This is a genomic window from Caballeronia glebae (assembly GCF_001545035.1).
GTDB lineage: Bacteria > Pseudomonadota > Gammaproteobacteria > Burkholderiales > Burkholderiaceae > Caballeronia > Caballeronia glebae.
In genome coordinates, this window is the sequence record NZ_FCOJ02000027.1 from 52,177 (window position 1) to 73,476 (window position 21,300).

The window sequence follows — 21,300 nt, forward strand, 5'->3', positions numbered from 1 at the left end:
TTCTCTCCTATGCAGTGACCGGCTGCGACGTGCGAGCCACACGCAAACGCGAATACGCGCCGCGCTCCGACTCGTCGACGGGAACCACATACGGTTCCACGGGCTTTTTGAACGACGTCATGCGCCCCGACGCGTCCTTCTTCAGATGCGCATGGCAGAACCATTCGTCATCGTTGCGCTCGGGAAAATCGACACGATGGTGATAGAGACCCCAGCGGCTTTCCGTGCGATACAGCGACGCGCGCGCAGCCATTTCCGCGCAATCGAGGATCGCGGCGACTTCGGCGGCGCGCATCAGTTCGTGCGGGTCCGATGCGCCGAGATGCTCGACATCTTCACGAATCTCCGCGAAGCGTTGCAGCCCGATCTCCATGCGCCGCGTGACTTTCGGCGGCTGAAGATACTCGTTCACGAAGCGGCGCAGCTTGTATTCGACTTGCGCGGGCGGCAGGCCATGTTCGCGCGACAGCGGCGCGAAGATGCGTCGGCGTTCGTGCTCGACCTGCGATGCATCGAGTGCGGGCAGCGCGCGGCCGGCGACATGCGCGGCCGCGTCCTCGCCGGCGAACCATCCGTAGGTGAACGCACCGAGCATGTAGTTGTGCGGCACGGCCGCCATGTCGCCCGCCGCGTAAAGCCCTTCCACCGAAGTGCGCGCGCGTTCGTCGACCCATACGCCCGACGCGCTGTGTCCGCTGCACAAGCCGATCTCCGAGATATGCATCTCGATCATGCGCGTGCGATAGTCGTTGCCGCGCCGCGCATGAAAGCGTCCGCGGCTCGGGCGCTCGTTGGTGTGCAGGATCGTCTCGATCGTCTGGATCGTTTCTTCCGCGAGATGGTCGAGCTTGAGAAAGACCGGACCGTTGCCGCTCTGGAGTTCCTGATAGAACTCCCACATCATTTGCCCGCTCCAGTAATCGCACTCGATAAAGCGCTCACCTTTGCCGTTGGCCGTATAGCCGCCGAGCGGCCCTGTCACATACGCGCACGCCGGGCCGTTGTAATCCTTGATGAGCGGATTGATCTGGAAGCATTCGAGATTCGCCAGCTCCGCGCCCGCGTGGTAAGCCATCGCGTAACCGTCGCCGGCGTTGGTCGGATTCTCGTAGGTGCCCATCAGATAACCCGATGCGGGCAAACCCAATCGGCCGGCCGCGCCGCAGCAGAGAATCACCGCTTTCGCGCGAATCACGTAGAAGTCGGCGCTACGGCAATCGAAGCCCATCACGCCCGCGATCTCGCCATTCGGGCCATTCAGCAAGCGCGTGGCGACGACGCGATTGGTGATCTCCACGCGCGCACGCTTCAATTGCCGATACAGCACCTTCTTCACATCGTGGCCTTCGGGCATCGGCAAGACATACGCGCCCATGTGATGCACCTTGCGCACCGCATAGTCGCCGGTGTGATCCTTCTCGAACTTCACGCCCCAGCGATCGAGTTCCTCGATGGTCGTGAAGCTGTGGCGCGCATACGCATAGATCGTGGCCTGATTGACGATGCCGTCATTCGCCACGGTAATTTCCTTCGTGTATTGCTCGGGCGTCGCGTGGCCGGGAATGATGGCGTTGTTCAGCCCGTCCATGCCCATCGAGATCGCGCCGCTGCGCTTCACGTGCGCCTTGTCGATGAGCAGCACGCGCAACTTCGGGTCGCGCTGCTTCGCCTTGATGGCGGCCATCGGGCCAGCCGTGCCGCCGCCAACGACGACGATGTCGTATTCGAGTTCGTGGGTCTGCATGATCTGGATTCGCCGCTTGTTATGACAAGTCAGGACCAGATTCTAGAAGCGCGCGAACCGCGAGGGAATCAATTGTTTTTGCTTTGCTTGTGCTTGCTTCGAATAACGCGCGACGTGCCGGACGAAGTCCGTTCGCGATCGATGCGCAGCCGATACTGAAAGGTATCGCCACGGAAATAGAGGTATTCGAAGTCGATGGGCTTGCCGCCGGCATCGTGCGTGAGGCGCTCGATGCGCAGAAGCGGCGCGCCTTTCTTCACGTCGAGCGCCTCCGCGATGTCCGGCGCGGCCGCGATCGCGTCGATGGCGAGATCGGCGTGACCGAGCGGCACGGCGCAGTCGTTCTCCAGCATCAGGAAGATGTCGCGCGTGGCGAGTTCCGCGCGCTTCAGGCGTTTCCCGATGGCTTCGGGCAGGAAGGTCACTTCGTACGAAACGGGCGAGCGATTGAGCAGCCGCACACGATGAATCTCGGCGACGCTGCTGCCTTCGGCGAGCGCGAGTTGCGCGGCTACTTCCGGGGGCGCGGCCACGACGCGCATTTGCACGACGCGGTTGATGATTTCGTGGCCGCTCTCCGACATCGCCTCGGCGAAACCCTGCAACGAAGTCACGTTCTGAAACGCCTTCGGTTGCGACACGAACGAGCCTTTGCCGTGGACCTTGAAGATCAGCCCTTCATTTTGCAGGTCGCCGAGCGCCTGGCGAATCGTGATGCGGCTTACCTCGAACATCGCCATCAGCTCGCTTTCCGAGGGCATGCGGCCCATTGGCGGATAGCGGCCGTCGAGAATGCCGGTGCGCAACACATCCTTGATTTGCGTGTAGAGCGGCACGTGCGAATCGAGCGAGACGGAAGGGCGACGGATGGGCATGAGAGAGGGATGGCAAGAGAGGCGGTCGCTTCGAGCAGCGATTATAGCGGCGGGCCCGGGGCGCATCGCCATAAACAAATGACGAAATATTGGTTAGCCGCGCCCGCGCGCTGCCCGAGAATGGTGCCTGACTAGTTCGGATCGAGCGAGGATCGAAGATGAATGAGCGCAGCGCGCGAAATGAGCGAAATGCAGCAACGTCGGGCTTTTCCTCTTTGCCGCCGGTCACGCTCGTGACCGTGCCCGGTTTGCACGGCAGCGAGGACGCGCATTGGCAGAGCTGGCTCGAAGGTGAGATGCCCGGTGCGCGGCGCGTCGAGCAACGCGACTGGAACACGCCGAATCTCGCGCTCTGGAGCGATGCGGTCCTCGACGTGCTCGCGGGCATCGACGGTCCGGTCGTCATCGCGGCGCATAGCTTCGGATGTCTCGCGACGGGGCATGCGCTCACGCACGCGGGCGCCTCTCGTGAGCACGCGGCGAAGGTCAAGGGCGTATTGTTCGTCGCGCCCGCGAGTCCGGCGAAGTTCCGTTTCGCGGGGGCGTTCAGTGCGCGCAGGCTCGACACGCTGTCGCTCGTTGTCGGCAGCGAGACCGATCCGTGGATGCCGCTCGACGACGCGCGCACGCTCGCGCAGCGCTGGAACAGCGCGTTCGTGAATCTCGGCAACGCGGGGCATATCAATACATCGGCGGGATTCGGGCCCTGGCCGCTCGCGAAGCATTTTGCCGAAACGCTTGCGCGCCGCGCATCGCCCGAATACGAAGAGGAGGAACGGCGCGCGTATGGTTGACGCCGTTGTCTGAGAACGTGTAGTGCATGCATGGCCGCCTTCGGGCGGCCTTTGTTTGTTGTGCGGTTGGAACCCTTGTCTCTGGAGAAAAAATGGCGGTTCATAAAAAGCTGATCATCACCGTTGCGCTCGGCATCGCGGCAAGCATGGCGCACGCGGACACGACGCTGCTCAACGTATCGTATGACGTGACGCGCGAGCTATACAAGGATATCGACGCGGCCTTCGTCGCGGACTACAAGAAGAAGACGGGCGAGACGGTATCGGTGCGGCAATCGCATGGCGCATCGAGCGCGCAGGCGCTGTCGGTCACGCAGGGATTGCAGGCGGATGTCGTGACGATGAATCAGCCCAACGACATCGACCTGCTCGCTGAGCGCGGCCAGCTCGTGCCCGCGAACTGGCGCAGCCGTCTGCCGGATGCGAGCGCGCCCTACACGACCACGATGGTGTTTCTCGTGCACAAGGGCAACCCGAAGAACATCAAGGACTGGAGCGATCTCGCGCGGCCCGGCGTGCAGGTGGTGATTGCGAATCCGAAGACATCGGGCAACGGACGCTATGCGTATCTCGCGGCATGGGGCTTCAAGAAGCAGCAAGGCGCAACCGATGCGCAGGCGCGAGACTTCGAGAAAGCCATCTTCAAGAACGTGCCCGTGCTCGATACAGGCGGGCGAGGCGCGACGACGACCTTCACGCAGCGCGGCATCGGCGATGTGCTCGTCACGTTCGAAAACGAAGTCGGCCTGATGAGCGCGGGGCCGGGCGCGAAGGACTTCGAGGCGGTGTATCCGTCGGTGAGCCTGCTTGCGGAGCCTCCGGTGTCGATCGTCGACAAGGTCGTGGACAAGCGCGGCACGCGTAAAGAAGCGCAGGCGTATCTCGACTTCCTGTTCACGCCCGCCGCGCAGGAAATCATCGCGCAGCATCATCTGCGTCCGCGCAATGCCGATGTGCTCGCGAAGCATGCGAGCGAGTTCAGGTCGCTCAAGACCTTCACCGTCGAGCAGATGTTCGGAAGCTGGCAGAAGGCGCAGCAGACGCATTTCTCCGATGGCGGGAGCTTCGATCAGGCGGTGGCCGACAAGAACTAACATCGTCTCGATTGCGATCGCGCGTGCGATTTCGATATCGCGTGCGCATCGCGAAGAGCCGTTGGTGAAGGAGGGATTAAGCTGTACGTTTTCCCCCGAGGCGACTGCGATGCCCTCGTCGAATCCAAGCGCGAAACTCATCGTCGTTACCGTGCTCGTCGGTCTGGGCGCGGGGGTCGGCGGCATGTCGCTGGCGCTGCTGCTTCATCTGATCCAGCACGTCGCGTTCGGCTACAGCCTCGATGCATTCACCAGCGGCGAGAGCTTTCTCGAAGGCATTTCGGCCGCGTCGCCCGCCCGGCGCTTTATCGTGCTGACGCTTTGCGGCGCGGTCGCGGGCTTCGGCTGGTGGGGCCTGCATCGCTTCGGCAAACCGCTCGTCAGCATCGCGAAGGCCGTCAAAGCCGACGATCCGCGCATGCCGCCCGGCAGCACGATCGCGCATGCGCTCCTGCAGATCGTCACGGTGGCGATGGGTTCGCCGCTCGGCCGCGAAGTCGCGCCGCGCGAAATCGGCTCGTTGTGGGCGGGCTGGCTCGCGCACTACGCACGGCTCACGCCCGCGCAATCGCGCATCATGGTCGCGTGCGGCGCGGGCGCGGGGCTGGCGGCAGTCTATAACGTGCCGCTCGGCGGCGCGGTGTTCGTGCTCGAAGTGCTGCTCTGCACCTTCGACGGCGCGATCATCGCGGCGGCGTTCGTGACCTCGTCGATCGCGGCGATGGTCGCGTGGATCGGGCTCGGCGACGGCCATCAATATCATCTGCCGGCATTCACGCTGAACGCGCAACTGCTCGCATGGGCCGTCGTCATGGCGCCGGTTTTCGGGGCGGCCGCGCGGCTTTTCGCGAAGCTCACGAGCGCCGCGCGCGAGAACGCGCCGCGCGGCAAGATGCTGCCGTTGCTGTCGATCGTGAATTTCGCGCTGATCGGCGGACTCGTCATCTATTACCCGCAACTCGCCGGCAATGGCAAAGGTCCCGCCGGGCTTTCCTTCGAGGATCACGTGAGCTTCGCGCTCGCGGGCGTGCTGCTGGTGCTGAAAGTGACGATCGAAGTAAGCTCGCTGCGCGCGGGCGCGCAAGGGGGCCTGCTCACGCCGGGTCTGACCAATGGCGCGCTGCTCGCCATCGTGCTCGGCAGTGCGTGGAACGGCATCTGGCCCGGCACGCCGCTCGGCGCGTTCGCGGTCATCGGCGCGGGCGCGTTTCTCGGCGCGGCGATGCAGATGCCCTTGACCGCGCTCGTGCTGATGCTCGAATTCACGCGCTTCGATCACGACTTCCTGATTCCGTCGGCGCTGGCGATCGCGGGCGCGACGCTCACCTACCGATGGCTCGCGCAAGGTTCGCCGATGCCTTCGGCCGCGCCTCGTCAAACGCTGCAAGGTCTCTCCGATTGATCGTCGGAGCAATCGCGATTCGGATAGCGGGACCGGTCCGCGATCAGCGTTGCGCGTCTTGCGCCTGAGCGACGCTCGCCGCCGACGCAACGGGCGAACCCATCGCCTGAAAGAGCGCGGCGGTGTCGCTCATGCGCGCGCTGCTCGCGCGGATCGTGGCCAGCCGCGCGTTGAGGTACTGCTGCTCGCTGCCGCGTGCGGCGCGCGGCGGGATCGCGCCGAGACGCACGCGTGCCGCCGCATCCGCCGATGCGTCGCGCGCCGCGTTGCTCGCGCTATCGGCGAAAGCGAGCGCTTCGCTATCCGTTTCGAGCGATGCCAGCGTGTTCGCGACGTTCTGAAACGCCGAGAGCACGGTCTGCCGGTATTGATCGACGGCGGCGTCATACGTGGCGATGGCCGCGCGCCGTTGCGCGAGCAGCGCGCCGCCATGAAAGAGCGGCTGCGACAGCGATGCGCCCACGCTCCACAACGCGCCCGCGCCCGAGAGCGCCGTCGGCCAGTCGAAGCCGCCTTTGCCCATCGACGCGGATATCGACAAGCTCGGAAACAACTGCGCCGTTGCGACGCCGACTTGCGCCGCCGCCGCTTTCAATGCGGCGTCGGCGGCCTGAATGTCGGGGCGCGTTTGCAGCAATTCCGATGGCAACACGACTGGCACGTCGGACGGCACCGCGAGGCTCGCGAGATCCAGATCGTCGGGCGCGCGATCGGGCGTGCGTCCGAGCAGGACGGCGAGCGCATGACGCGTCGCGAGCCACTGCGCGCGCAAGCCCGGCAATTGCGATGCGAGCGACGCCGCGTTCTGCCGCGCGTCGAGCATGTCGGCGCGCGATGCCGAGCCGAGCGCGTAGCGGCGTTCGGCATCGTGGGCATCGTCGTTGGCGAGCGCGACGAGACGCCCGGTCACGTCGATCTGCGCATGCAGTGCGGCCGCGCCGATCGCGCCCGTCACGATGTTCGCGGCGAGCGCGCGGCGCGCGGCGTCGAGCTGGAAGGCTTGTTGATCGACTTGCGCGGCGAGCGCCGCATTCGCGAAGCGCGCCCCGCCGAAGAGATCGAACGTGTATTGCGCCTGAATCTGACCGACGAAGAGGTTGTAGAGCACGGTGGGCGGACCGGCCTCGGGAATGCCGAAGCCGCGTTGCCGCGTCGCTTGCCCGCCCGCGTCGATCTGCGGCAACAGCGACGAGCCCACTTGCGCGCGCAACTGTTCGCGCGCGGCGACGAGGCTTTTATCCGCCGCCGCGAGATTCGGGCTCGCGCGCAAGCCTTCATCGACGAGCGCATTCAACGTATCCGAGCGATACAGCTTCCACCATTCGGGCACGGGCTTTCCGCCGACGTCGAAGCGCTGCGACGCACCCTCGGCCGTCACGCTCGCTTGCGCTTGCGGCTCAACGCCGTAATGCGCGGGCTGCGGCGTCGCGGGCGGCTTGCCATCGGGACCGAACGCGCATGCGCCGAGCGCGATGCACGCCGCAATGCTCGCCGTAATGCTCGCCGTAATGCTCGCCGTAATGCTCATTAACCGGCGATTCATGTCGATGCTCCTTCGCGTTCGTCGAGCTTCACGCGGAACCACGCGGCGTAGAGCGCGGGCAGATAGAACAGCGTGAGCACGGTCGCGCTCGTGATGCCGCCCATCAGCGCGGTCGCCATCGGGCCGAAGAAGTTGCTGCGCAGAAGCGGAATGAGCGCGAGCACGGCGGCGGCGGCCGTCAGCGTGATCGGCCTGAAGCGCCGCACGGTCGCGCCGATGATCGCATCGAAACGCTTGTGTCCCGAGGCGATGTCCTGCTCGATCTGATCGACGAGAATCACCGAATTGCGCATGATGATGCCGAACATCGCGATAACGCCGAGCATCGCGACGAAGCCGAAGGGCTTGCCGAACGCGAGCAGCGTCACGACCACGCCGATCAGTCCGAGCGGCGCGGTGAGCACGACCATCATCACGCGCGAGAAGCTCTGCAACTGGATCATCAGGAGCGTGAGCACGACAATCACCATCACCGGCATTTGCTCGTTGATCGACGCCTGGCCCTTGCCGCTTTCCTCCACCGATCCGCCCACTTCGACGCGATAACCCACCGGCAACGCGCGACGAATCTCGTCGAGCTTCTCGTCGATGGCGTGCGTCACGTCGATGCCTTGCGCGTCGCCCTTCACGTCCGATTGCACGGTGATGGTCGGCTGACGGTCGCGTTCCCAGATCACGCCGTATTCGAGCGTATCGACGACGCGGCCCAGCGCGCCCAAAGGCACCGGTCCGTGCGGCGTCGGCATCGCGAGCGTCGCGAGCCGCGAAGGATCGGCACGTTCGGCGCGCGGCGCACGCAAATCGACGCTGATCAGCTTGTCGCGTTCGCGATACTGCGTGACGGTCGTGCCGGTCAGCGTCATCGCGAGAAAGCTCGCTATGTCCTGCGACGTGACGCCCGCATCGCGCGCTTTCTGCTGATCGATCTCGAAGCGCACCGAGCGCTCGGATGGCTCGTCCCAGTCGAACTGCACGTTGGTCGTGCGCGAATCGGCGCGCATGTCGGCGGCGACTTGCTCGGCGATATGACGTACCGTTCCGATATCGTCGCCGCTCACGCGGAACTGCACCGGATAGCCGACCGGCGGACCATTCTCCAGACGCGACAGGCGCGTGCGCACGGCGGGGAAGCGCTCGCGCAACATCGGATCGAGCCAGCGCGCGAGTTGTTCGCGCGCTTCGACCGACTTCGCGGTGACGACGAATTGCGCGAAGTTCGGCGTCGGCAATTGCTGATCGAGCGGCAGATAGAAGCGCGGCGCGCCCGTGCCGACGAAGCTCACCACATGATCGATTTCATCGCGGCCCTTAAGCGCTTCTTCGAGCCGCTTCGCTTCGCGCAACGTCGCGTCGAACGAAGCGCCTTCCTGCAATCTGACGTCGATCAGCAACTCGGGCCGGTCCGAGCTTGGAAAGAACTGCTGCGGCACGATCGTGAAGCCCGCCATCGCGATGACGAAGAGCGCGACCGTGATCGCGAGCACGACGAAGCGCCGCTTCACGCACCATCCGACCCAGCGGCGCAGGCGTCCGTAGAACTTCGTGTCGTAGATATCGTGCTCGTGATCGTCGGGCAGATGCGCTTCCTTCTTCCGCTCGGGCAGGAGCTTGTAGCCGAGCAACGGAATCAGCACGACCGCCGCGAGCCACGATGCGATCAACGCGATCGCCGACACTTCGAAGATCGAGCGCGTGTACTCGCCGGTGCTCGATTTCGCGAGCGCGATCGGCAGGAAGCCCGCGACGGTGACGAGCGTGCCGGTCAGCATCGGAAATGCCGTGCTCGTGTAGGCGAACGCGGCGGCGCGTGTGCGGTTCCAGCCTTGTTCGAGCTTCACGGCCATCATCTCGACGGCGATGATCGCGTCATCGACGAGCAGGCCGAGCGCGAGAATCAGCGTGCCGAGCGAGACCTTGTGCAGGCCGATATCGAAGAGATACATGAAGAGCGCGGTGACGGCGAGCACGATCGGAATCGAGATCACGACGACCATGCCCGTCCTCACGCCGAGCGACACGAGACTCACGATCAGCACGATGACGACCGCTTCGGCGACCGCTTCGAGAAAGTCGTCGACGGAATGCGAGACCGCGTGCGGCATGCTCGACACTTCAGTCAGCTTCAAACCCGCAGGTAGTTGCGCACGCAACTTGATCATCTCGCCGTCGAGCGATTTGCCCAGACGCACGACGTCTTCGCCCGGTTGCATCGTGACGCCGATGCCGAGCACGCTCGCGCCGGCCGAACGCATCTGCGTGGCGGGCGGATCGATATAGCCGCGCTTGACCGTTGCAATATCGCCGAGCCGGAACGAGCGGCCGTTCACGTTGATGAGCGTATCGGCGAGCGCGTCGACGCTTTTGAACTGACCGCTCGGGCGCACGAACACGCGGTCGTTGGGCGTCGTCAAAACGCCGGCCGTCGAGACCGCGTTCTGTCCGTCGATAGCCTGCGCGATCTGCTGCGGCGAAATGTTCAGACGCGTGAGCGTGGTATTGGGAATCTCCACATAGATGCGCTCTTCCTGATCGCTGAAGTAATCGACCTTCGCGACGCCGGGCACGCGCAACAGGACCGTGCGCAACGCATCGGCGTAGTCGTGCAGTTGCGCGGGCGAGAAGCCGTCGCCTTCGAGCGCATAGATGTTGGTGTAGACGTCACCGAACTCGTCGTTGAAGAACGGGCCTTGCACGCCAGGCGGCAAGGTTGCGGCGATATCGCCCACTTTCTTGCGGATCTGATACCACTCCTCGGGCACGTCCTTCGCGGGCGCGGAATCCTTCATCTGAAAGAAGATGAGCGATTCGCCGGGGCGCGAATAGCTGCGCATGAAATCCGTATGCGGCGTTTCCTGCAGCTTGCGCGCGATGCGGTCGGTCACTTCCTCCTGCACCTGACGCGCGCTCGCGCCGGGCCAGAACGTGCGGATCACCATCACGCGGAACGTGAAGGGCGGATCTTCCGACTGCGCGAGCCGCGTGTACGCGAGGATGCCGAAGATCGTCGCCATCGCGATCAGGAACACGACGAGCGCGCGATGCCGCAGCGCCCACGCCGAGAGATTGAAGCGGCCTTCTTCGTGGCGATACGCGTCGTCGTCGCGAGGGTCGCTCATGACGCGAAGTCCTCGGGATGCAGCGGCGCGACGACGCGCACTTTCTCGCCCGCCGAAACCGTATGCACGCCTTGCCACACGATGCGCTCGCCCGCTTCGATGCCGCCCGCGAGCGTCACGGTGCGCTCGCCATAGCGCGCGACTTCGACGCGTCGCAGTTCGAGCGCATCGCCCGGTTGCTTCACGATCCATACGGCGGGATGGCCGTTGTCGTGAAAGAGCGCCGTCGATGGAATCGTGAACGCGCCCTTGTCCGCACTCGCCGATGCGAACGCGATATCCGCCGTCATGCCGAGGCGCACGTCGGGCGTCGGCGCTTCGAGCGTGAGCTTCGCGCGCCAGGTGCGGCTTTGCGTGTCGGCGGCGGGCGAGAGCTCGCGCACGCGCGCCTTGAAGGTCTTCCCCGGCAATGCCGCGAGCTTCACGCTCGCTTCGTGCCCCACGGCGAATGCGGCGAGCGTGGCTTCGGGCACGTCGCAGATCACGTCGATGTCGCCGCTCCATGCAAGCGTGTAGACCGCCTGGCCCGCCGTGACGTTCTGGCCGGTGTCGGCCTGCTCGGCGGTGATCACGCCCGCGTGATCGGCGGCCAGCGTCGCGTAGCGCAGTTGATCGGCGGACAGCCCGGCCTGCTGCTGCGCCTGATTGCGCTGCGCGAGCGCGGATGCGTAGGCGTTCTGCGTCTGTTCGAGCTGCGCGGGCGCGATGAGATTTTCTGCGGCCTGAGCGCGATCGCGGTCGAGTTGCTGCTTCGCATAGACGAGCTGATGCTCGGCGGCGTCGAGCTGCGCGCGGGCGCTTGCGCTGTTCTTCTCGGCATCGGCGGGATCGAGCCGGGCGACGACCTGGCCCGCCTTCACGCTATCGCCGAGGCGCGCGCGCCGTTCGAGAATCTTGCCGTTGATGCGAAAGGAAAGCGGCGTCGAATAGCGCGATTGAACCTGACCGGGCAGGCTGGATGCGTTCGCGTGACCATCGGCTTGCGCCGCCACGGCGACGACCGGACGCGGCGCGGGCGCGGGCGTCTCATGCCGCTTGCAGGCGACGAGCGCAACGCAGACGATCGGGACGAATGCCGCGCGCGCGACGATCGACGCGGGTGAGTGCAAGAGCTTCACAGGAACCTCGGCGCCCGCAAGGGCATGGTGCCGCGCGCCTCGAAACAGTGACGCGCCGCTCATGGGCGAAGCAGGAGAATGGGCTGCCCGGCGGCAATTTCGAGATACTAGCGTGAGCGGGGCGGATCGGTGCATCGACCGGAAAGCCCCGTCCGGCAAGGGTTTCGACGACCCGGACATAAATACGAGATGAATTCTAATACAGACCTGTATCCGAATGCAAAGACGGATTTGTAAGCCCGGCGATGCTACACTTCGCGCATGAAACCAGTACGCCTTACCCGCGAGCAGAGTCGCGACCAGACGCGCCAGCGTTTGCTCGACGCTGCGCAAGCGGTGTTCACCAAGAAGGGATTCGGCGCATCGAGCGTCGAAGACGTGGCCGCCGACGCGGGCTACACGCGCGGCGCGTTCTACTCGAATTTTTCGAGCAAGGCCGAGTTGCTGCTCGAAGTGCTCAAGCGCGATCACGACACGATCATGCAGCGCCTCTCCACGATCTTCGAAGATGGCGAGGCCTCGCGCGCCGACATGGAAGCGCGCGTGCTGCAGTACTACAGCGAGTGCTACCAGAACAACGCGTGCTTTCTGCTATGGGTCGAAGCGAAACTGCACGCGAGCCGGGACGCGAAGTTCCGCGAGAGCTTCAACGCGCTGATGCGCGAGTTGCGTCAGTCCACGACCGATTACATCAGGGCGTTTTCCGAGCGCGTGGGCACGCCGCTCACGATGCCGCCGGAACAGATGGCGCTCGGGCTCATCGCGCTGTGCGACGGCGTGCAGTTCTTCTATTCGTCGGACCCGCAATCGGTGCCCGCGCAATTCGCCGAGGACGTGCTCGCGCAATTCTTCCGGCGCGTTGTACTGAGCGGCGCCGCCGAATAAAACGGCCTGGTCCCTTGCGTTTGCCCGTAACTTGCAATGCCGACGGCACGCGTGTATCGATACGCTAATCTTTGCGCGAGAGCCGCAGAGGCCACGCTTGCAGTGTTTCGAAATCGTTCGCAATTCATTCGAGATTTCGCAAACGGGGATGACATCTCCGAGGGAAGCTCCATGAGCGCATTCACGCGGCGCATCGTAACGGGACATGTTCTGATCGCGCTCGGCGTCTTCATCGGATGTGCGGCATGCGCGCTTTCCGTGATGGCCGCGCCGCTGACCGATGCGATGCAGAAGTTCGTCGCGCCGCAGCCGGCCTCCGGCGCGTCGGCCGCGTCCGCGCCTTCGCCCGCGAGTCAGGCCGAAATGGTGCGTTCGCTGAACAGCCTCATCGGCACGCTCGACAACGACGCGCAACGCAGCGCGCTCGTCACGCAACTGAAAGCCCTGCGCGACGCCACGCAGAAAGCCGCGCCCGCCGCGCCCGCGCCCGCCAATGCCGATCTGCTTGGCGCGATCGCATCGGGCATTGCATCGGTCGAAACGAATCTCAGCGCAGGACTCACGCCGCTGCGCTTCTGGTCGGCGCGCCGCAATGCGGCCGCGGGCGAATTGCAGGCCATGGTCACGGGCGCGAAAGGCGAATCGCTCGGCGCGATATTCACCGGCATGGCCGCGACGCTCGCGGGATGGGGCCTGTGCGCGTTCGTGCTGATCGGCGTGCAGCGGCGCATTTTCGCGCGTTATGGCCGGGACGTCGCGCTCGCGCCGAATCCGACGTCGGTCCAATTGCTCTCGTTCGCGCTGCGTCGGACCGGACCGTGGGTCGTCGCGTTCTTCGCGTTGCTGCTCTTCGTGCGCGCGACGCCCGATGCGCTCGGCCGCACGCTCGGGCTCGTCGTTGCTTATGCGATCGTCGCGGGTTCCATCTTCTCGTCGATCTGCATGATCGTGTTCTCGGTGTTCAGCACGGCGCATCGGCGCGTGGCCGTGCAGCAATTGCTGACGCGCACGCTCTGGCCGCTCTTTGCGATCGGCGCATGCGGCGCGCTCGGCGACGCCACCGCCAACGCCGATGTCACGCGACAACTCGGACCCAATCTCGCGGGCGTCGTGTCGACTTTCGCGAGTCTCGCCGCGGCGTTGCTCGCCGGCTATTTCGCGCTGGCTTACCGGCGGCCCGTCACGCATCTGATCCGCAATCGCCCGTATGGGCGCAGGCGCGATCATCAGTTCGCAACGGAAGCACTCGATATCCTCGCGTCGCTCTGGCATATCCCGATACTGCTGATCGCGGTGGCGTCGGTGGTCGCGATCATCGACGGGCGCGGCGCGGAAGGCGACGTGCTGCGGCCGTCGCTGCTCAGCGCCGCGCTGCTCGTGCTCACCCTGTTCGTATCCGCGTTGCTGCTGCACCTGACGCGTCGGCGCGACACGCGCGCGCAACGCCGCGCACCGCATCTCTCGCGGCTGTTGCGCTTCGGATGCACGCTGCTCGTGCTGCTGATCTGGCTGGCGTATCTGCGCTTCGAGCTTGAGTTATGGAGCGGACCGATCGCGCGGCTCATCAGGCACGGCGCGATGACACCCGGCTTCAGACACGCGCTGATCGCGGTCGTCGCGACGGTGTTCGGCGCGTGGTTCATCTGGATCGTCCTCGACACCGTCATTCTCGAAGCGCTCGGCCCGAACAGTTCGCGCAACAAGGCGCTCAGTCCCGGCGTGCGCGCCCGCACGATGTTGCCGCTCGTGCGCAACGGAATCTTCGTGACGGTCGCGAGCCTCGCGGCCATCATCGCGTGCGCGAGTCTCGGCATCAATCTGACGCCGCTGCTCGCGGGTGCGGGCGTGATCGGCCTCGCGGTCGGCTTCGGCGCGAAGACGCTCGTCACCGATCTGATCACGGGACTTTTTATCATCGTCGAGGAGACGATCTCGGTCGGCGACTGGATCGACATCGACGGCGGACACGCGGGCACCGTGATGGACCTGACGATCCGCACGGTGCGTCTGCGCGACGGGCAAGGCGCGGTTCACACCATTCCGTTCTCGCAGATCAAAATCGTGAAGAACCTGTCGCGCGATTTCGCGAACGCGGTGTTCGAAATCCGCGTGCCGTTCTCGGCGAAGCTGGACGACATCACGCGCATGATCAACGAGGTGGGCGCGGACATGATTGCCGACTTCCGCTTTCGCAACGAAATTCTCGGACCGGTCGATGTGTGGGGACTCGAACGCTTCGAGGCGAACTGTATCGTCGTGAAAGGGCAGATCAAGACGAAGCCGCTAAAGCAATGGAGCGTGGCGCGCGCGTTCAACGCGCGGCTCAAACTCAAGATGGATGAAGCCGGCATCGAGATGCTATTGCCGCAGATGCATATTCAGACGGAGACCCGGCGTGCAACGGACGGCGCCGTGCAGCCGGATCTTCGCGTGCTCAGGGAATCGCCCTGAATCAGAACGGCCACACCCATTCCGCGATTTCCGGCTTGTCGGTGCCGTGCGTATGCGCGTAGTCGAGGTGGCCGATGATCGTGTTCTTCATGTCTTCCCTTAAATGCGCGGTCCTTGCCTGCAAGCGCGGCACGCGATCGAGCACGTCGATAACGAGATTGAACCGATCGACCTGATTGAGTATGGCCAGTTCGAGCGGCGTATTGATGTTGCCTTTTTCTTTATAGCCTCGCACGTGCATGTTCTCGTGATTGCGGAACCGGTAGGCGAGCCTGTGGATCAGCCACGGATAGCCGTGAAAATTGAAGATCACGGGCTTGTCTAGCGTGAACAGGCTTTCGAAATTGCGCACGCTCGAACCATGCGGATGCTCGGTGTTGGGCTGCATCTTGAACAGGTCGACCACGTTCACGAAGCGCAGCTTCAATTCGGGCAGACGCTCCCGCAGAATCGCCGCGGCCGCCAGTGCTTCCTGCGTCGCGACATCGCCGCAAGAGGCGAGCACGACGTCGGGCTCGTCGTTCTCATCGGTGCTCGCGCGACGCCATACGCCCATGCCTTTCGCGCAATGCACGATCGCTTCGTCGATGGTCGTGAACTGCAGATGCTTCTGCTTGTCCGCGACGATCACATTGATGCAGTCTGTCGAGCGCAGACATTGGTCGGCCACGACGAGCAGCGTGTTGGCATCGGGCGGCAGATACACGCGCGTGACCGATGGGCTCTTGTTGGTGACGAGATCGATGAAGCCCGGGTCCTGATGCGAGAAGCCGTTGTGATCCTGCCGCCACACGGTCGAAGAAAGCAGAATCGTTTCCGACGACACCGACGCGCGCCACGGCACATGGTTCTTGCAGATGTCGAGCCACTTTGCGTGCTGATTGAACATCGAATCGATAACATGCGCGAAAGCTTCGTAAGTGTGGAAGAAGCCATGTCGCCCTGAAAGCAGATAGCCTTCGAGCCAGCCGAGCAGCGTGTGCTCGGAGAGCATTTCCATCACGCGGCCGTCGCGTGACAGTTCGCCGCCGTCTTCGTCCTCGGGCAGAAGATCGGCCATCCAGACTTTCTTGCTGACTTCATAGATCGCCTGAAGGCGATTCGACGCCGTTTCGTCGGGGCCGAACACGCGAAACCGGTCCATGTTGCAACGCATTACGTCGCGCAGGAAAGCGCCGAGCGGGCGTGTGTTCTCATGCAGGATCTTGCCGGCCTGGCCGACATCGACGGCATAGTCGCGGAAATCGGGCAGCTTGAGTTCCTTGCGCAGCACGCCGCCGTTCGTATGCGGATTCGCACTCATGCGTCGCGTGCCGACAGGTGCGATCGCGCGGATCTCTTCACGCAGGCGGCCGCTTTCGTCGAAAAGCTCTTCGGGCTTATAGCTTTGCATCCAGCGTTCGAGCACGGCGAGATTCGCGGGATTGTTATGCACGTCGGAGAACGGCACTTGATGCGCGCGCCACGAGCCTTCGACCTTATGGCCGTTGATTTCCTTCGGGCCAGTCCAGCCTTTCGGCGTGCGCAAGACGATCATCGGCCAGCGCGGCCGTTCGACGTTCTTGCCGTTGCGCGCCTTGTCCCGGATTGCGCGGATCTCGGCGGTGGCGGCATCGAGCGTTTGCGCCATCTTCTGGTGCATCTCGGCGTGATCCGATCCCTCGACGAAATAAGGCCGATAACCATAGCCTACGAACAAGGCCTCAAGTTCGTCATGGCTGATGCGCGCGAGGATCGTCGGATTGGCGATCTTGTAGCCGTTCAGGTTCAGGATCGGCAGCACAGCGCCATCGCGCGCGGGATTGATGAACTTGTTCGAATGCCAGGCGGTGGCGAGCGGACCGGTTTCCGCTTCGCCATCGCCGACGACGCACGCGACGATCAACTCGGGATTGTCCAGCGCCGCGCCATAGGCGTGAGAAAGGCTATAGCCGAGTTCGCCGCCTTCATGAATCGATCCCGGCGTTTCGGGCGTTACATGCGAGCCGATATGCCCGGGAAAGGAAAACTGCTTGAAGAACTTCTGCATGCCTTCAGCGTCTTCGCTCTTGTCCGGATACACCTCCGAATACGTGCCTTCGAGATATGCGGGACCGAGCACGCCGGGCGCGCCGTGACCGGGGCCGGCCATGAAGATCACATCGAGATCGTCGCGCCTGATGACGCGGTTCAGATGCGCCCACACGAACGATAGCGCGGGGCTCGCGCCCCAGTGCCCAAGCAGGCGATGCTTCACGTGCTCGGCTTTCAGCGGTTCGCGCAACAGCGGGTTATCGGCGAGGAAGATCATGCCCGCCGAAAGATAGTTACACGCGCGCCACCACGAATCGACGAGGCGAAGTTCTTCGCCTTCCAGCGCAGAAGAATGCGACACGCCATTCTTGGAATGCTTACTCATCACGACGTCTCCTTTCAATGAAGGTTCATCGGCAATTGCGGAAATGCGATAAGAAGAAGCAAACGCGGTCCTGCAAATCAATACTTGATGTCGCGTGCTGCTTGCCGCCCATGCTGTTTCGTGTCGCGCTTGTCCTGACGGCAATGCGCGTTCGATTGCTGATTTGCGGCGCGGCAATCCTGTTTCGTATGGCGGGCGTGCTGACGCGTGTCCTGGCGGACGTCGCGTCCCGCGCGGCGTTGTTGTGCCTGTTCCGTGGCATAAGATGCATTTGGGGCGGCGCTGACGAGCATTGCCGTGGATAAGGCTATGAGCCATAGCTTGCGCGCAAGCATGATGTGATCTCCGAAGAGTGCGTCATCTGATTCGGGATGCTCTCCAAGATAGTTGCTGCGCGCACAATTGTGAAACTAGTCGAGCAATTCGAGCGATGCGTTTCGATTCGCTGCACAATCCGCCGATGCGATTCGCGAATCCCCGTTGCTTGATGGCGTCACTGCCATGAAACGGGCCGGCAAATGAATTAAAATGATTAAAGAACGCTGAATTTCATTCGACCGTAGCGTCATTCGGGCACTCGATGACACGCCATATCAGAAGATATTGGGTCGCCGGCATCATGGCTTTTGTTGTCGGCAGCTTTGCATCGGCCAGCGAGCAAACTCGCATGATTACCATTCAGCGAGTGGCGGCGAATGTGCTGTTCTTTCCTCCTCCGGCCATTGTCTCGACCGAAGGCGCACATCGGGTCGGGCCTCGTCATCCGCGATATGTTTTCAAAGCTACGATAGACGCGCTCGATGCCGTCACGTTGTCGAAATACGACAAGAAAGCTCATCCCGATCTGAGCCAGCTCGTGCGGGCTTATCCGTTGCCGCCGTCGCCGGATGCGATCCCCGTTCCGGTGCGCCCGCGCGACGACATCACGGGCGACGAAGACGACTGGCATTTTTATGCCAACCCGCAACTCGGCGCAAATCACGAGCACGAAAAGGGCGTGACATTCTCGGTGCGGCACGACTTTTAAGCGCTCGTTTGTCTGCGTGCTCGTGCGCGATATTTTTAGGTTGCCGGTTGTCGATTCGGTCGCATAAAGTGATGATGCACGCCGCGTCTTTCACCGACATCGATGGAGCCCCAAGCAAATGAACAAGTTGCTTATAACCGGTGCGACGACGATGATCACGCTCACCGGCGCGGCCCACGCGCAGAGCAGCGTGACGCTGTACGGCCTCATAGACGCGGGCATCACGTATTCGAACAATCAGATAGGCCCCACCGGCGGCGGGCACAGCAATTGGGAACTGAAGAGCGGCCCTGTCCAGTACAGCCGCTGGGGTTTGCGCGGCGCGGAAGATCTGGGCGGCGGATTGAAAGCTATCTTCAATCTGGAAAGCGGCTTCAATCTGAACAACGGGCAATACACCGTGAATAACCGCATCTTCAACCGACAGGCCTATGTCGGCTTGTCGAGCCGCGATTACGGTGTTATCACGTTCGGCCGTCAGACCGACGACATGGTCGATTTCGTCGCGCCGCTTTCATTGACGGGCACGGAGTATGGCGGGACGCATTTCGCGCATCCATTCGACATCGATAACCTCAACGATTCGTTCCAGATCAATAACGCCGTGAAGTATCAGAGTCCCGATTTCGCGGGATTCAAACTCGGCGCGTTATATGGCTTTTCCAATCAGGCCGGCGGCTTTTCGAACAATCGCGCGTATAGCTTCGGCGTTTCCTATATGTGGGGGCCGCTTAATTTCGGCGCGGGCTTCCTGCAACTCAACAGCGACGCCGCGACGCCGGGACAACTCAATGCCAACGGCGCCGTCACCGATACGACGGGATCGTCGCTACAAGGCGTGCTCACGACGACGGCCGTTCCGCTGGGCGCGCTGTCGAGCCGTCAGCAGACGTGGGGCGCGGGCGTGAGCTACGCGATCGGCCCGGCGGTGGCGGGACTCGTCTACACGCAGACGAATCTGACGGAGTTGTTCCAGACCGGCCTGAGCACGCATGTGCAGAACTTCGAGGGCAACGTGCGTTATACGCTGACGCCCGCCGTGGAGCTTTCCGCTGCGTACACGTATTCGCGCGCGAGCGGTCTCGCTGGCAGCGGCAATCCGCACTGGAACCAGGTCAGCGCGATGGCTGGCTATAGCTTCTCGCGGCGCACCGACGTCTACATCCAGGGCGTGTGGCAAGGCGTGAGCGCCAGCAGCAATTCGCCATTGGGCGTGGCATGGATCAACGGCCTCACGGCCCCATCGTCCACGAGCAATCAGGTCGAAGCGACGGTCGGCTTGCGGCATCGCTTCTGATCGCAGCCGGTCAACGCATGACTGTCTTTCGTGCAGTGTCCACGTAATAGGCAAGCGGCGACGTGTACGAGGTTTGCGATGGCCGGACGCCACGCGTGATACATCGAACGCGCCGGTGGCTTCAGGCGGCGGGACGCGCTTCGGTCTTGACTTCGAACGCGTGAGGCATCGGCAATGCGTCCGGCGGATGCCGATACTTGCGGCCCCATCCGGTCACGGGCGAGGCGTCTTCATTCGAGCAGAAGTTCTCGAACTCGCGCCACGTCTCTGCGTAATCGCCTTCGCGCGCGAGTTCGAACTGACGCCCGTCCGTCGCGCACGATGCGAGATTCATGAACCGTTTCAAGATCGGCCGGCAAGCGTGGCTGATGTACGGGTCCGCTTCCTCTCTCGGCCACTCGTTCGCGGCTATGAGCATCTGACGCCACGCGAGAATTGTTTCGCGGCAGGCGGTGCATTGCGCGTCGCCCTGAATGAGCGCGCTCGCTTCGAGCACGGCGATCGCGTGTTCCTCGAACCTCGAAAGCTTGATCCAGGCCGCGCGGGCGAGGGAGTCGGGCTTGCCGTGGTCGACTTCGATGAGCGCGCCGTCGATCTCCGATGGCGGCTCTAACTTCATAACAATGCCTTCTTCATGCAGCATCACGCGCACGCCGAAATCCGCGACGAGCATCGCGAGACGGCAACCCCAGCGCATGCTCATGTCGTGAAGCCACGCTTCGTCGGATGTTCGAAGCGCCGCGGCGATTTCCTCGCGCGCATCGGCGAGCCATCGGCTTTGCGCGACTCCGGCTATTCGACTCATGGCGTCATCTCGATGCGAGCGGAAGTGGCTAGCTTAACCCGCTCGGGCCGGCGCGTGCGTGCCAACGCGGTCGATGCGCGTCGCGTCCGATCATCCCTGATCGCCGCGCGCCGCCGCGTATCGGCGCGCGACTTCCGGCCAGTGGATCACGTTGAAAAACGCTGCGATGTACTCCGGCCTGCGGTTCTCGTACTTCAAGTAATACGCGTGTTCCCACACGTCGAGGCCAAGAATCGGCGTATTGCCCGACGCGATGCCGGCCATCAACGGACTGTCCTGATTGCCTGTGCTTTCGACGGCGAGCCTGCCTTGCGCGTCGACACCAAGCCACGCCCAGCCGCTGCCGAAGCGCGTGAGCGCGGCTTTCGTGAAGGCTTCCTTGAAGGCATCGAAGCCGCCGAGGTCTTTGTCGATCGCATCGGCGAGTGCGTCTTGCGGCTCGCCGCCGCCGTCGGGCGACATGATCGTCCAGAAGAGACTATGGTTCGCGTGACCGCCGCCGTTGTTGCGCACGGCCATGCGGATAGCCTCGGGCAGCGCGTCGATCTGCGCGATCAGCGTTTCGACCGGCACGTCCCGACGATCCGTTTTCTCCAGCGCCGCGTTCAGGTTGTTCACGTAAGTCTGGTGATGCTTCGTGTGATGAACTTCCATCGTGCGAGCGTCGATATTCGGTTCGAGCGCATCGAAGGCGTAGGGCAGGGGAGGCAAGGTGTAAGGCATCGTCGTTCTCCTTTCGGATCGATGGATG

General features: G+C 63.5%; 16 protein-coding genes. 7 read left to right on the top strand and 9 right to left on the bottom strand.

What is annotated here, in order from left to right; all coding sequences use genetic code 11:
• Positions 1-7: 7 nt before the first annotated feature.
• Both AWB82_RS19325 and AWB82_RS19330 read right to left on the bottom strand, forming a co-directional pair.
• Complete coding sequence (locus tag AWB82_RS19325) at positions 8-1,744, bottom strand: fumarate reductase/succinate dehydrogenase flavoprotein subunit (RefSeq protein WP_086970015.1); 1,737 nt, start codon at positions 1,742-1,744, stop codon at positions 8-10.
• Between the two features lie 68 nt (positions 1,745-1,812).
• A complete protein-coding gene (locus AWB82_RS19330; RefSeq protein ID WP_086970017.1) occupies positions 1,813-2,619 on the bottom strand; it encodes a GntR family transcriptional regulator in 807 nt (268 codons plus the stop codon).
• 158 nt (positions 2,620-2,777) lie between these two features.
• Between AWB82_RS19330 and AWB82_RS19335 the strand changes: the two genes are divergently transcribed.
• The 3 genes from AWB82_RS19335 (at position 2,778) to AWB82_RS19345 (ending at position 5,909) form a co-directional block, all read left to right on the top strand.
• A complete protein-coding gene (locus AWB82_RS19335) occupies positions 2,778-3,413 on the top strand; it encodes an RBBP9/YdeN family alpha/beta hydrolase (protein WP_086970019.1) in 636 nt (211 codons plus the stop codon).
• Between the two features lie 92 nt (positions 3,414-3,505).
• A complete protein-coding gene (locus AWB82_RS19340) occupies positions 3,506-4,507 on the top strand; it encodes a sulfate ABC transporter substrate-binding protein (protein WP_086970021.1) in 1,002 nt (333 codons plus the stop codon).
• A gap of 109 nt (positions 4,508-4,616) precedes the next feature.
• Positions 4,617-5,909, top strand: coding sequence for a chloride channel protein (locus AWB82_RS19345; RefSeq protein WP_086970023.1), 1,293 nt, complete (start codon positions 4,617-4,619; stop codon positions 5,907-5,909).
• A gap of 43 nt (positions 5,910-5,952) precedes the next feature.
• Here the strand turns inward: AWB82_RS19345 and AWB82_RS19350 are convergent, their stop codons facing one another.
• From AWB82_RS19350 to AWB82_RS19360, 3 genes are read right to left on the bottom strand one after another with little or no spacing between them, the layout of a single operon-like run.
• On the bottom strand, positions 5,953-7,452 hold the full coding sequence (locus AWB82_RS19350; RefSeq protein WP_407643016.1) for an efflux transporter outer membrane subunit: 1,500 nt from the start codon (positions 7,450-7,452) through the stop codon (positions 5,953-5,955).
• Positions 7,449-10,568 (bottom strand): efflux RND transporter permease subunit, encoded by a 3,120-nt coding sequence (locus AWB82_RS19355; RefSeq protein WP_086970026.1) that lies wholly within the window; start codon positions 10,566-10,568, stop codon positions 7,449-7,451. Before AWB82_RS19355 ends, AWB82_RS19350 begins: the two co-directional genes overlap by 4 nt.
• Positions 10,565-11,686, bottom strand: a complete 1,122-nt coding sequence (locus AWB82_RS19360) for an efflux RND transporter periplasmic adaptor subunit (RefSeq protein WP_086970075.1) — start codon at positions 11,684-11,686, stop codon at positions 10,565-10,567. The genes AWB82_RS19355 and AWB82_RS19360 overlap by 4 nt, the downstream gene beginning before the upstream one ends.
• Before the next feature lie 261 nt (positions 11,687-11,947).
• Between AWB82_RS19360 and AWB82_RS19365 the strand changes: the two genes are divergently transcribed.
• Positions 11,948-12,571, top strand: a complete 624-nt coding sequence (locus tag AWB82_RS19365; protein ID WP_086970028.1) for a TetR/AcrR family transcriptional regulator — start codon at positions 11,948-11,950, stop codon at positions 12,569-12,571.
• A 171-nt stretch (positions 12,572-12,742) separates the two neighbouring features.
• Positions 12,743-15,022, top strand: a complete 2,280-nt coding sequence (locus tag AWB82_RS19370; protein ID WP_086970029.1) for a mechanosensitive ion channel family protein — start codon at positions 12,743-12,745, stop codon at positions 15,020-15,022.
• Position 15,023: 1 nt separating this feature from the next.
• Here the strand turns inward: AWB82_RS19370 and AWB82_RS19375 are convergent, their stop codons facing one another.
• Together AWB82_RS19375 and AWB82_RS38365 are read right to left on the bottom strand one after the other, a co-directional pair.
• On the bottom strand, positions 15,024-17,420 hold the full coding sequence (locus tag AWB82_RS19375; protein WP_086970031.1) for a phosphoketolase family protein: 2,397 nt from the start codon (positions 17,418-17,420) through the stop codon (positions 15,024-15,026).
• 77 nt (positions 17,421-17,497) lie between these two features.
• The gene (locus AWB82_RS38365) at positions 17,498-17,713 is read right to left on the bottom strand and encodes a hypothetical protein (RefSeq protein WP_086970077.1); all 216 of its coding nucleotides are present in this window, start codon (positions 17,711-17,713) and stop codon (positions 17,498-17,500) included.
• Between the two features lie 374 nt (positions 17,714-18,087).
• Between AWB82_RS38365 and AWB82_RS19385 the strand changes: the two genes are divergently transcribed.
• Together AWB82_RS19385 and AWB82_RS19390 are read left to right on the top strand one after the other, a co-directional pair.
• The gene (locus AWB82_RS19385) at positions 18,088-18,447 is read left to right on the top strand and encodes a hypothetical protein (RefSeq protein ID WP_235023354.1); all 360 of its coding nucleotides are present in this window, start codon (positions 18,088-18,090) and stop codon (positions 18,445-18,447) included.
• Positions 18,448-18,565: 118 nt separating this feature from the next.
• Positions 18,566-19,744: a porin gene (locus AWB82_RS19390; protein ID WP_086970035.1), complete on the top strand. Its 1,179-nt coding sequence runs from the start codon at positions 18,566-18,568 to the stop codon at positions 19,742-19,744.
• A 121-nt stretch (positions 19,745-19,865) separates the two neighbouring features.
• Here the strand turns inward: AWB82_RS19390 and AWB82_RS19395 are convergent, their stop codons facing one another.
• Together AWB82_RS19395 and AWB82_RS19400 are read right to left on the bottom strand one after the other, a co-directional pair.
• Positions 19,866-20,549, bottom strand: a complete 684-nt coding sequence (locus tag AWB82_RS19395) for a hypothetical protein (protein ID WP_086970036.1) — start codon at positions 20,547-20,549, stop codon at positions 19,866-19,868.
• 90 nt (positions 20,550-20,639) lie between these two features.
• The gene (locus tag AWB82_RS19400) at positions 20,640-21,272 is read right to left on the bottom strand and encodes a superoxide dismutase (protein ID WP_086970038.1); all 633 of its coding nucleotides are present in this window, start codon (positions 21,270-21,272) and stop codon (positions 20,640-20,642) included.
• Positions 21,273-21,300 lie beyond the last annotated feature (28 nt).